Consider the following 12,278-nt stretch of genomic DNA (forward strand, 5'->3'; position numbering starts at 1 on the left):
AGCGTGAGCATGACCTGCTGCGTGAAATGGCCGGCGGCTCCAGAGAAAGCACCGCTCTGGAAGTTGAACGGCGGCAGCGCGCCTGCGAGCCAGCAGGTGTGGCAACTCCGACAGGCTGGCTGTCGACGAGAACGAGGTCCGCATGTGCTGCCGCCGCGAGTTGCCCGGCGCCCCGACTTCGTATGAGAAGTGCCAGTCCAACTGACAACCTCAACAAGTCCACGACCCCAACGCTTGTGGCTTCGGCACTGCCCACGCTTGGGGGGAATTACCTCGACAGCCCTTACGCGGTTGCGCTGCCCTGCGAGCGGTGAGCCGGGCGGCGCGATGGCCAGTTGGACGATGGCGAGCCCATCCGTATCGCGGAGCGAACGGCGCCGCATTTTGGCGCGGCCACGACTGGACCCCGCTCTCCTTGCTACAGTGCGAGCTCGTGACCCGATGGAAGGCTCCCAGATATCGGTTTCCCCGGATCCGTAGCTCCTATCGGGCGCCGAATACCTTCAAGACGCCCAAGTACAAGGCGCCCAAAGCCTTCAGGGTACCCAAGGCACCGAAATTTCGGCCCATCCGTATTCCCGCGTTCGCAAGGGGGCGCCTTCGTCCGCTGAATGGATGCTCGGCGTGTGGCGCCACGTGGTTCCCAAGGGGCAGGGACTTGTCGGCAGTTTGCCCTCGATGCAAGAGCAGCGCGGTCTTCATCCCGCCGCCTCCTCCATTCAACGTGGGCTTGTTCCTGGCGACAATGTGTCTAGCCCTGATTATTCCTCTGGGGTTGGTGCTTGCTCCAACCTGCCAGTCCATCGGTCGTGCGACACGAAGGCATGCTCATCCGGTCGAGGATGCGCCCGTGCCAGTCTTCGAAGAGCACCCGACGCGACGACTCCAGGTCATCCGGCGATGCACCGTCTGGAGGGAAGTGAGTGGTAGCTCCGCCGTCATTCGGAAGGCAGTGATTGGTGAAGTCCTTGAGTGGGTAGGGGATGGGGACTCGGTCTGGCGGTTTCAAGAAGATGGCGGCGAGGCGTACTTCAACAAGCGCTGCGCGGTGCTTCTGGATTGAGCGCGGCTTGAGCGACACATGGGCGCGTGGGTCTCCGCTGGCTGCGGTGACGCCCAGGCGATGATGCAGGACGCGCAGGCGGCTACTTCGGAAGGGGCCGCTGCGGCGGCGGCGGTGGCGGGCGCTGCGGCTCCGCCTTGAAGGATGCCCAGGACAACGACACCTCCCGGCCCATCGCATCGCGCCCGTGGAGGGTGTCGAGGACCTGCTTCACCTCCGGCCGCACGTCGCCAGCGGGCACGGTGACCTCACCCCGGAAGCTCCCACGGCCCAGGTCCTCCTCCACGGTGATGAGCTCCCGCCATCCGTGGGTGCGGGTCTCCACCTGGTCGTCCCAGCTCACGGTGAGGCGCTCCACGCGCTCCCAGACGACGTGGGTGTCCTCGGGCACATCCACCTGGAGCTGGGTCCTCCAGCCGTCGTTCGCGGAGCGCGCGGCCACCCGCTCCAGCTTCAAGCTCGCCGAGGGAACACCCTCTGGCGGAGGCTGCGCGCGGACCTGCACGAACGCCGTCGCGCCCTGCCCTCCTCCCGGGCCCCCGGTGGTCAGCCGCACGGGATAGACCCGCACGTCCTGCTCCCCCGGCGCGGGCGGCGCGAAGGCATGCGTGGCTTCAGGCACCGTCGTCACGGTGGAGCTTCCGTCACCGAAGTCCCAGGTGTACGCGGTGGCGGGAGCAGGAGACACCGCGCGGAGGTCGAAGGCGGTGGGGTCGCGCTGGGTGACTTCGATGCGAAGCAGGTGGGCCTGTCCCTCCCCCGCGCCACAGGCGCGCACGTCGATGCCAGCGACCTGTTCGGCCAGCACGCCGACTCGGCGGCCTCCCAGGTCGCGGCAGAGCTGGAAGCGGACGAAGTACCGGCCCGCTGTCGCGGGAGCACGCCACGCAAGGCGTGCGCCGGGATGCAGCTCCGCCCCGGTCTCCTGCCCCGGCCACACCCAACGCGGGACGACGCCTGGCTCGGGGGTTCCGCCCACGCGCGCGGACAGCGTCAGCAGTTCACCCGCGCAGACCCACGGGCGGTCCGCGTCGAGCCCCTCGATGACGGCGCTCGACGCCAGCACCACGCGCTCCTCGTTCAGGGCGGCGGAGAGGGCCTCACCGGTCGCGGCGGACGGGACCTCCGTGGCGGCGGGCAAGGGCCGCGCGGGAAGCGAGGGGCGCGCGGCGGCCTCCCCCTGCCTCTCGGGCTCCGTCACGACGAGGCGAGGCGGAGCGGGCATGGGGGAAGCGCTGTCATTCCGGGCCAGCACCCAGGCCATGGCGATGACCAGGAACCCTCCCCCCACCAGGAGGGCACGAGCGGGGCCACTCCCAGACCCGCGTCCACCACGTCCGGTGTCCATGGGCGCGCGACCTCAGAAGCCGAAGTCGTTGAGGTGACGCCGGTAGCCCTGGGAGTTGGGGCGGTACCACTGATCATCCCAGCCAGTGAACGCCACGTCGTCGAGCAGTCGCTCCGTCTTGCCGTCGAGGACGACGGTGTTGATGAGGGGCACCGCGGTGGAGCCCACGTTGCGCGCGGCGAGCTTGTTCGCGGTGGGATCCAGGTACTGGGCGGTGGTGCGGCTGCAGTAGTCCTGGAGGAAGCAGCCCCGGTCGCACACGGCCAGGGTGTTGTAGGAGGCGTGTTTGTCCTCGGCCATGTAGAGGACAGGCCATCCGCGATAGCCATTGCGTGAATCGCCCAGGTCATATTCGAGCTGGTCGAACGCGTACCACGCGGAGGACTCGCACGAACTCTTGCGATGGGCGGACAGGTAGGCCCAGTCGAGGTACCAGCGCCCACCGGAGAAGTGCACCTCGAAGATCTGGAACTCGGGGTCGCCGTCGTGCCCGGTGGTGACGCCGGTGTCTTCGAAGAAGGTATCCAGATAGACGATGCGCACGGTGCGCGTGGCGAAGGCCTCGCTCTTGACGGCGAAGTAGGGCCGCCGGCCCATGCCGCTCTCGCCGCTGTCGAACCAGAACAGGGGCATGAACCACTTCGCGAGCTGGTATTCGCAGTCGTCGTTGAGGCCGTCCCGGTCCGCGTCCGTGCCGGTGCCCCAGCAGTTGTCACCGTAGGGGATGACGGAGAGGCCATCCGCGCGGGCGGCGGGGGCCGACAGCGCGAGGAACATGATCAACGACAGGAAGGCGGTGCGCGGACCACGGCCCATGGAAGTGCTCCGGGGAACTTCGGGGGAGGCCAGAGGCTACCGCATTGGACCGGCCCAGGTGCCGCTGGAACCCGAGGACACGACGGATGCGTTACATTCCAAGGGCGGGTAGATTCAACGGGTCGTCGCGACATCTCGAACCTGAGGAGTTGCGCACGGCGTCGGCGGACTCAAAGAAAGGCGTTCCCGTGGCAACCGCTGCTACCTTGCGCTTCGAACTCTATCGCGAAGTCGAGCGCGGCAACGCGAACGCAGGCAACAACGGTCATCCCTTCGTCGAACGGTGCGTGCTCGTGCCACCCGCGGGAGTGGATCCGCTTGCCCTGAAGCTGGTCTTCCTCCCCTGCTTCGGCGACCCGAAGCCCGAGACGACGCTTGGCGCATACTTCAAGGCCCAGGCCGAGGGATTGGACTTGCCGGGAGGTGACCTTCTCCCCAGGAGCCTTGATGGCTATCTCCACCACGATGAGGCCGAACGGCGCGCGTTCGGCACACTCGTCGAGCCACGCTCCGAGCGTTCGAGTGTCCTCGTCGTCTGGAATGGCAAGGCGCAGTGGTACGTCGACGAGGTCTTCTATCGCCTCGAAGGCGTGGACGGCTGGACGCGCGGTGCGTGTGCTGACGTGGTCGAAGGCTCGCTCAAGGACTTCATCCGGTTCTCTCCGTTGATTCAGCCACGTTTGAGCGAGGGGCGTTCCGAACTCCACCACCCCGGGCGCGCGAGGGAGTTCTCCGCGGACGATTGCGTTCTTGGGCTTTCAAAGTCACCCGGAATGCCCAACACGCTGCGTTACTCGCTGGAGGTCTTCGCCGATGGCCGCTTCCATCGCACGGCCACACACCAATTGGATGTTCATGGCGCGGACGTCCATCGGCTCACGACGCTGCTCATCGCGGCCAGCCGGATCAAGGAAGTCCACGACCTCTCGATCCCGCCGCCATTCGTGCATGACCGGCAGACGACGATGGTCATCTTCCCCCTCTCAGGTCGAAACCAGAGGGTGACGCTGGGCCCGAACACGAGGCCCGAGGTCGAGGACTTCGCCAAGAAGGTGGCCGCCGCCTACGGCATCGAACTCTGAGCGCCTTTTTGACACTCGGACAAGGCTTCATGCAGCCCGACGCGGGGCTTGCGCCTCAGCTCCCGGCGGACAGCCCGGCGCTGGCCTCCGCCACGAGGCCGGGCGCGGGCGGTACGCCGAAGAAGCGCGAGAGTTCCGCCTGAGCCTCGCGGGCTTGCGCACCGCTGATGCGCCCTTCCCGCTCCAGCCTCCCGATGATGACTCCAGCGCGGGTGCGCAGGGCTTCGGGCCGTTGGGCCGGCAGCCAGCGGCGCGGGGCGGGCAGCATGGCCGCGAGCATCGCGCCCTGCGCCACGCTGAGCGCGCGCGCCGAGATGCCGAAGTGTTCGCGCGCCGCCGCTTCGATGCCGTAGACGCCCTCCCCCCACTCCACGACGTTCACGTACAGCGCGAGGATGCGCTGCTTGCCCAGGTGATCCTCCAACCGGCGGGCGAGCAGCAGCTCCTTGCCCTTGCGCAGCAGGCTGCGGTCCGTGGAGAGGTAGAGGTTCTTCGCCAGTTGCTGGGTGAGGGTGGAGGCGCCGCGCCCCAGGCGCGCCGCGCGCACCGACTGTTCGAGGGCATTCTCCACCTCGGTCCAGTCCACGCCCTCGTGCCGGTAGAAGCGCGCATCCTCGGAGATCAGCACGGCGTCCATCGCGTGCGGAGCCACCGCGCCAAGGGAGACCCAGGCCTGGCGCATGCGCGGCTGCCTGCCCGCCTCGCTCGCCTCCTCGGCTCGCTGATCCATGAGCGCGGTGGTGCGCGGATTCTGCGTCCGTAGGGTGCTCACGTCAGGCAGCCGCACGTACTCGATGCTGAGCCAGAGCACGAGCAGCAGCCACCCGCCGAGCGCCCAGCGGCCCCAGCCCGGGCCGGAGCGCTTCCCGACGACGCGCCGCGCGCCAGAGGTGAGCTGTTTGGTCTTCTGCGTCCGGACGGACGAGGCTCGCGCGGAGGGCGGTCGGGAGGCCATCTATGCGCACATTTCCCCCGGTATGCGACCGCTGTCCAGAAGACGGCCGGAGCGGCCCCCAGCGGACCACCCTTGTTAGGGTGCGGCGCATGCTCTCCCTCCGTACCGCGCTCGGCGTGGGTGTCCTCTTGCTGGGCCTGGGTTCGGCGGGGCTTGCCGTGCAGTCCTTCCAGGAGAAGCGGCGCGCAGCGGTCGAAGCGCGCATCGCGGCCCGCCAGGAGCCCGTCCTGACGCCGGCTCCGGGCCCAGCGCCCCAGGGGCTTCCCGTCGTCGCGCCGGCCGGGGTCAAGCAGGACAAGGTCCCCCGTGGGCACGTGGACGGGGTGGCGCTGCGCTCGCTCCTGCTCCGCCGCCAGTTCGAGGAGTTGACGCTGGCGGTGGAGCAACTCCAGTGGGGCATGGAGGCGAACCCCCGGGACGAGCACTGGATGACGGACGGCATCCAGGCGCTCGGCAACGGGGCCCCCGATTCGACGGAGCTCCTCGACGCGTGGGTGAAGGCATCGCCGCGCTCGTTCGCGCCCTACCTCGCCCGGGGGACCCACTGGGTGAACGTGGGCTACCTGCGGCGCGGGACGCGGTTCGGGGCGGAGACGTCGGCGGAGGAGTTCGCCGGGATGCGGAAGGCCTTCGAACGCGCGCTGCCTGATCTCAACCTCGCCTGGACGCTCCATCCGAAGGCGGTCTCCGCGGCGCGACCGCTGATCCACGTGGCGAACGCGCTCAGCGACCCCGAGGCGCGCGACCGCGCCTTCACCCGCGCCGCGGAGCAGTGCCCCTCCTGCGCGGACGTCCGGACCACCTACATCCACGGACTGGCCCCCCGCTGGGGCGGCTCCTACGCGGAGATGGACGCCTTCGCCGAGGCCCAGAGGCGCGCTCACCCCGAGCTGGGCTTCCTGCGCGGCTTCGCCGATTGGGACCGCGCGCGCTCGCTGCGGGCCGAGGGCGACAACGACCGGGCACTGGCCCTGCTCGCCAAGGCACTGTCGGCCGGTGACTTCTGGGAGTTCCGGCTGGCGCGGGCGAAGCATCTGCGCCGCGCCCGGGCCCTGGACTCCGCGCTCGTCGAGGCGAACCTGGCCGTGGCCCTGCGGCCCGCTCGCGCGGACGTCTACTTCGAGCGTGCCCGGGTCCTCGCTTCCAGCCAGAAGTGGGAACGCTCGGGAAAGGATCTCCTCCACGGCCTGCGGCTGGATGCGACGGACGCGGACGGGCGGTCCCTGCAACCTGGCGTGGTGAAGGGGCTGATCTCCGCGGCCTGGGAGCAGCATGAGGCCGGACGCCGCGAGGAGGCCCTGCGCCTGCTCGAACTCGCGGGGGAGCTCGCCCCGGGCGACCCCGAGGTGACGCGCTGGCGCGCCCGGGTCGTGACCTCGCCGCTGCACGCGGAGGCGCGGGTCGGGGAGGAGCAGGCCAACGTGCCGGATGACTTTCGCGCCGTGCAGCAGCGGGACTACGCCCTCGCGCGAGAGCGGCGCTTCGCGGAGATCCTCCCGCTCTGGGATGCCTTCCTCGCGCGCAATCCCGACCACGGGCTCGCCTACCTCGAGCGCAGTGGGACGCACTACCACCTGCGCAATCTCGAGGCCGCGCTGTCCGACCTGAAGAAGGCGTGTGACCTGGGCATCAACGAGGGCTGTGCCCGGGCACGCCAGGTCGAACGAGCCAGGGGCGCGGCCCGCTGAGCCTCAGCCGCGGATCGACTGGTCAGAGAATCCTGTCAGCACCCAGCGCTGCCCGTGCGCAGGGCGCCTCCATCACCCACGACCCGGAACGGGTAGCGGTCCGCGCCGCAATCGATTCGCCTCCATCGCGTATTTGAAGCGTCCTGCGGAGAATCAGGACCGCAGTGCTTCGGATGTATCGAGGGGGGGCAGCACATCATGCGAGTCGACGGTCCATCATTTTCAACCCATACAATTTCCTCTGGAGACACGGGCAAGGCTGAAGCCCGCGAGGGTTCCGAGGCCAACGTCGTCCGGGAAGAGGCAGCACCCGGCGCGCAAGGTCCGGATTCGACCTCCCGCTTCGAGGATGCGCCCGCGGCGCACCGGGAGCGGCTGCTGCCCCCGCCGCCTCCTCCCCCTCCCGAACCGCCTCCAGAGCCCTGGCCCGTCCCAGAGAAGAACCTGAAGCGCGGTGACACCGGCGAGGACGTGAAGCAGCTCCAGGACTCGCTGGTGCAACTGGGCTATCTGACGCACGAGCAGGTCGCCACCGGGCCCGGCCTGTTCGGTCCGCAGACGCAGGCCGCGCTGGAGAAGTTCCAGGGGGACAACGGCGTCACCGCCCATGGCCACTACGAGGCGGCGACCCGTGAGGCGCTGTCGAAGTCCCTCACGCGCTCCGCGCAGGCGGGCGGGAAGACGCAGGGCCCGGCCATGTCCGCCGAGGCCGCGTTCATCACCCAGTTCACCTCCCAGTACAATCCGAATGGCCCGCGCGGCAGCACCAACTGCGGTCCCGCCAGCCTCGCCATGTCCCTGGCGTACACGGGCCACATGCCCCCGGGCCTCACGAAGGAGCAGCAGGTGGACCATGCGCGCGCGCTGATGAGCCCGCGCCGCGAGTCGGAGTTCACCTTCGTGAAGGCGTCGGACGGCACGCGCGTGCCGATGCTGGACCGGGACCATGATCTCACCGGCGGCACCATGGTGGCCGACGGCATCAAGAACGCGGGCCTCACGTCGCGCTACGGGCAGGGCTGGGAGTCGCTGGACCAGCAGCTCGCGGCGGGCAACCCCGTCATCGCCAACGGCGCCACCCACGCGGCCTGGCGCTCGCAGTTCCCCGAGCGCATGGGCAACGGCGACATCGGCCACCTCAATGCCATCCTCGGCAAGACGCCGGAGGGGAAGTACCTCGTCGCCGACCCGCTGCACACCGGGGGCCCGGTGGCGATGACGCGCCAGCAGCTCAGCGTCTTCTTCTCCCCCACCGGGGGCCAGCCGTCCTTCAACGCCCTGCAGGGGGCCTCGCGGGGCACCAGTGCTCCAGCGGCGTCGGCGGGCGCCAGCGCGGGCACCACCGCCGCGCTGCTGCTGGACCAGGCCGCCGCGCGCTTCGCACCGATCACGCCGGAGCCCTTCACGCCCCCGACGCGCGTGGGGGTCGCCAGCGTCGCCACGGCGAACGCGGCCGGCACGGACGTCAAGACACGCGCGCAGCAGGACGCGCAGGCCCTGGCGGGCACGCTCCAGAACAGCCTGGAACAGGGTGCCCGGCAGTTCGAGCAGCTCATCGCCAGCAACCCGGACCCCGCCTACCAGGAGGCGTTCGTCCGCGCCGCGGAGCCGTCCCTCGCGAAGATGGGCCAGCTCTTCGCCGGCGTGTCACCGGAGACGGACCGCAAGCTCCACCCCCGTCCACCGCTGCGCCAACCCGACCTCGTGAATGACCGGCCGCTGCTCGACACGCTGGCGGAGGCGGAGTCCGCCATCGAGCAGAAGACGTACCTCAGCCTGGCGCGTGCCACGGAGCTGCTGGGGGAGCCGACCGCCGGACTCGTGGGCAAGGCCTTCACCCGGGATGCGCCGCCGGGCCTCGCCAACCTCTCGCTGACCCACGCCATCAGGACCGCCGTCAACTTCGGCATCGGCACGCGCCTCGCGTTCGACATGGAGCGCGCGCTGATGAAGCTCGAAATCCATCCGCCAGGCTTCAAGGGGCCCACGCACGCCCTCGATGCCACGGCCATCCACCGGACGCTGTGGAGCTCCATCGACGGGCTTCGCGGTCGGTTCTCAGCGGTCGCGGACAAGGCGGAGAAGCACCAGAAGCAACTCACGGAGCTGCTCAGCGGTCCGGCGAAGCTCCTCACCTCGGAGCAGCAGCAGGCCTTCACCGCCACCTACCTCAACGCCCCCGAGCGCAAGCAGGACCTCGCGGACTTCGAACAGCTCAGCAAGTTGTTGGCCCGCGCGGCCCCGGATGGCCCGCCCGCGGGCGAACTGGGACCGGAGCTCACGGCGCTGGCCCGCGAGCTGCCGCGGATGGCGGCGACGCAGTCCGGCGCGGAGTACCTCGCCTCCCAGCTCACCGCCCAGGGCGAAAACCGCCCCGCGTTCCTCGACACCGTCGGCAAGCTGAAGGACCTCAAGGACTTCGACGAGAAGCTCGCCCTCGCGCTCGTGAAGAGCGCGGGCTCGGGCGCCATCCTCGCGGCCGGCTTCAAGTCGAAGGGAGGCGCCGAGGCCATCTTCAACGGGCTCGCGCGCAACTCCCACCTGTTCGGGATGGGCCCGAACGACATGCAGAAGTACGTCAAGCTCCTGCGTGGCATTGGTCCGGACTCGACGCAGGAGCAGGTCCGGGACATCACCCAGTCCCTCCGGGACCTCTTGCGGGAGCAGAAGACGGGAATGCCGGGCGACCCGGATTCCCCCCGGAGCCAGGCGCTGCGCGGGCTGGGAATCCTCGTCACCGCGTCGGCGGCCATCGGGGACGCGGCGGGCTGGAACCAGGCGGACTTCGCCGCGAAGATCAAGATTGTCGGCGACGGGCTCAGCGTCGGCGGAGACGGCGGGACGTTGATCCTCGAAGCGCTCGGCAAGTCGGCGCCGGCCCTCTCCAAGGTGCTCGGCAAGGCGTCCGGCGTGGGCGCCCTGCTGGGCGCGGTGGGTGACGGCATCCAGTCCTTCCAGGCCGTGCAGGAGGGCAAGTACTGGAAGGCCGGCGCGTCCGGTGCCCAGTCGCTGGGCGCCCTCCTCATGGCAGGAGGCGCGCTGGTCGAATGGGTTCCCGGCGCCCAGCTTGTCGGCGCCGCCCTGTTCCTGGGCGGGCTCGTGGTGAAGTACCTGGACCCGGACACGAAGGCCACGCGCGAGGCCCAGGTGCGCCTGCTCACCGAAAGCGGCATGGACGCGACGCTGGCGCAGAACCTCATCAGCCTGGGCCCGGACATGCTCGACAAGCGGCTGCGGCAGGAAGCGCGCATGTCGCCGGAGCAGGTGCAGCGGTTCATCACCGACCACCCGGAGCTCACGCGATTCCGCTACGAGTTCGACAGCCTGAACCAGGCCGCCAACGTGATGGGAATGAAGGGCGCGGACTACCCGGAGTTCCTGGAGCGGCTGGCGAAGGCCCACGACATGGACGTCGGCACGCTCGCGGACGAGGTCCACCGCCGGTTCTTCAGCAGTCCCCAGTTGGGAGGCGCACGCCAGGGGCCGGGATCCCCGAGCGACGAATTCCGCCGGTGGGTGGAGACGCAGACGCCGGAAGTCGCGGCGTGGGCGAAGCAGCACCGGACGCCCTGAGCCGGTCCCCACCCATCCAGGGGTTCGCGCTTCAGCTCAGGCCGCGCTGGCGGTTGACGAACGCGCTGACGCGGGCGGCGTCGTAGTCCGTGCGCAGGTCCGGGTTGGAGATCTGCTCGCCGAAGGCGCCGTGGAACGGGATGGCCTCTGAGGCGTTCTGGGCCTTCTCCTGCAGGTTGGACGTCACCCAGCCCTGGAGCTGATCGATGGTCAGGTCCTTGAGCTTGCCCGCGCCGGGGATGGGCAGGTCGGGCAGGAACGACTTGGCGGAGAAGAGCAGGTCCACCATGCCCTTCACCGCGTCGTTGCGCTTGTTCAGCTCGTCCACGGCGATCTGGAAGCCGCCTTCCAGCGCTCCCACCAGGCTGCCCATGAGCCGGGCGTCGCGCTTGGCGTCCTGGGACGGCGGGTTCTCGGTGGCGTGCTCCTCGAGGCCGGCGCCCATCGTCTCCAGCCGCGACATGACGTCCTGGCGGAACGCGGCCTGGCCTTCGAACTCCGGCGGCGAGAAGAGCGTGCGGGTGAAGAACTCGGACATCTTCTTCTCGCCGTCCAGGGTCAGCGAGCCGGCCTTGTCCTGCAGCGAGGACAGCACGGCATCACCATGCTGGGTGAAGAAGCGGGCGGCGGCGGCGCGCGACTCGCTGTTCTCCCCCAGCTTGTCGATGGAGTCCGTGAACAGCTTCAGCGACTCCGGGGTGGGCGGGTTGATGCGGCCGGCCGCGTCCAGCAGCTTGCCCAGCGCGGGCGAGTAGGACGCATCCATGCCCGCGTTGATGTTCTTGAGGACGTCCGCCATGCCGTCCTTGTTCTCGGCCAGGAACGACTGGAGCCGGTCCGGCGGCATGCCCGCGAGCGCCGTGGCCACCGCCGCGCTGCGCTGCTGATCATACCCGCCGTCCGCGCGGATGATCTCCATCTCCTTCTTGGCGTACGTCTCGATGAGGTCCGCGTTGCCCGTGCCCGCGACGATGCCCGCCAGGCCCTCGTGCGTCTCCCCCGGCAGCTCCCCGCGGTGGGCCGACGCGACAGCCTCCTCCAGCTCACCAGGGGACACCGCGCCCGAGCGATAGGCATTGTCGAGCGCGCGGGACAGGCCCGCGCGGTCCGCTTCCGGCAGCCGCTGCACGTCGTCCAGGATGGCGCCGGCGACGGGGCCGAATTTGAACATCAGGTCCATGAACGCCGCCTGCTTGGCGGGATCCGGGTTGGCCTTCAGCCAGTCGGCGACGTAGCTCGCGTCCCGGCCGTCATGTGCGTTGGCGATGGCCTGCTCGGCGGCCTTCTGCTCGGACGCCGTCAGCGCCGTAGGGGCGACGGCCGTCGTGCTGGTGGCCCGCACAGTCGTCGTTTCCGCGCCCAGGCTCACCGCGTTGCGCGTCACCGGCGTCGCCTGGAAGGCGTCCCGCGCCCGTTCGGCACGCACCGCGTTGTCACGCACGGCCGGCTTCGTGACCGCCTGACCCTCCGTGCGCTCCGCGGTTCGGGTCTCGACGCGCTTCGGATTGCCACGCTGGATGGTCGACATGAGGGTCCCCCTCGCCTGGATTCAGGCGATGAGTGAGGCGGTGTGCGCCTCACGATTTCCTGGAATTATCTCATAGAATCCCTGGAAGTTGCGCCCCCTAGTCCTACAGTTGCAGTTCGGAAGAGACCGCAGTCGGCCTCCTGTTGAAGAAACAGGAGGGGGCGGAGCGAGACTTCCCATGCAGCAGCCATCAACCACAGAAGCCCAGGTACCGGAAGTCCGGCT

The 12,278-nt window shown here is 69.5% G+C and carries 7 protein-coding genes; 3 read left to right on the forward strand and 4 right to left on the reverse strand.

Translation table 11 applies throughout. The features are described 5' to 3' along the window. Window positions 1–1,145: 1,145 nt before the first annotated feature. A complete protein-coding gene (locus D7V88_RS10035) occupies window positions 1,146–2,288 on the reverse strand; it encodes a PKD domain-containing protein (RefSeq protein ID WP_244238080.1) in 1,143 nt (380 codons plus the stop codon). Window positions 2,289–2,423: 135 nt separating this feature from the next. Next, window positions 2,424–3,227 carry a hypothetical protein gene (locus D7V88_RS10040; protein ID WP_120540398.1) on the reverse strand — a complete coding sequence of 268 codons (804 nt, stop codon included), beginning with the start codon at window positions 3,225–3,227 and terminating at the stop codon, window positions 2,424–2,426. A 188-nt stretch (window positions 3,228–3,415) separates the two neighbouring features. Between D7V88_RS10040 and D7V88_RS10045 the strand changes: the two genes are divergently transcribed. Then, window positions 3,416–4,309, forward strand: a complete 894-nt coding sequence (locus D7V88_RS10045; RefSeq protein WP_244238081.1) for a hypothetical protein — start codon at window positions 3,416–3,418, stop codon at window positions 4,307–4,309. A 55-nt stretch (window positions 4,310–4,364) separates the two neighbouring features. Here D7V88_RS10045 and mtgA read toward each other — a convergent pair whose 3' ends face one another. After that, window positions 4,365–5,264, reverse strand: a complete 900-nt coding sequence (mtgA, locus tag D7V88_RS10050; RefSeq protein ID WP_120540400.1) for a monofunctional biosynthetic peptidoglycan transglycosylase — start codon at window positions 5,262–5,264, stop codon at window positions 4,365–4,367. An 89-nt stretch (window positions 5,265–5,353) separates the two neighbouring features. Here mtgA and D7V88_RS10055 point away from each other — a divergent pair, with 89 nt between their 5' ends. Continuing rightward, on the forward strand, window positions 5,354–6,952 hold the full coding sequence (locus D7V88_RS10055; protein WP_120540405.1) for a DUF4034 domain-containing protein: 1,599 nt from the start codon (window positions 5,354–5,356) through the stop codon (window positions 6,950–6,952). Between the two features lie 198 nt (window positions 6,953–7,150). Then, window positions 7,151–10,525: a peptidoglycan-binding protein gene (locus tag D7V88_RS10060; RefSeq protein ID WP_120540401.1), complete on the forward strand. Its 3,375-nt coding sequence runs from the start codon at window positions 7,151–7,153 to the stop codon at window positions 10,523–10,525. A gap of 31 nt (window positions 10,526–10,556) precedes the next feature. Here D7V88_RS10060 and D7V88_RS10065 read toward each other — a convergent pair whose 3' ends face one another. Beyond that, a complete protein-coding gene (locus D7V88_RS10065; protein WP_120540402.1) occupies window positions 10,557–12,053 on the reverse strand; it encodes a hypothetical protein in 1,497 nt (498 codons plus the stop codon). Window positions 12,054–12,278 lie beyond the last annotated feature (225 nt).

The sequence above is a fragment of the Corallococcus terminator genome (assembly GCF_003611635.1).
Classification (GTDB): Bacteria; Myxococcota; Myxococcia; order Myxococcales; family Myxococcaceae; genus Corallococcus; species Corallococcus terminator.

Bases quoted from the DNA above. Each gene is read 5' to 3' on its own strand.
- D7V88_RS10035 (WP_244238080.1), bottom strand. From the start codon at position 2,288: ATGCCCGCTCCGCCTCGCCTCGTCGTGACGGAGCCCGAGAGGCAGGGG.
- D7V88_RS10040 (WP_120540398.1), bottom strand. From the start codon at position 3,227: ATGGGCCGTGGTCCGCGCACCGCCTTCCTGTCGTTGATCATGTTCCTC.
- mtgA (WP_120540400.1), bottom strand. From the start codon at position 5,264: ATGGCCTCCCGACCGCCCTCCGCGCGAGCCTCGTCCGTCCGGACGCAG.
- D7V88_RS10055 (WP_120540405.1), top strand. From the start codon at position 5,354: ATGCTCTCCCTCCGTACCGCGCTCGGCGTGGGTGTCCTCTTGCTGGGC.
- D7V88_RS10060 (WP_120540401.1), top strand. From the start codon at position 7,151: ATGCGAGTCGACGGTCCATCATTTTCAACCCATACAATTTCCTCTGGA.
- D7V88_RS10065 (WP_120540402.1), bottom strand. From the start codon at position 12,053: ATGTCGACCATCCAGCGTGGCAATCCGAAGCGCGTCGAGACCCGAACC.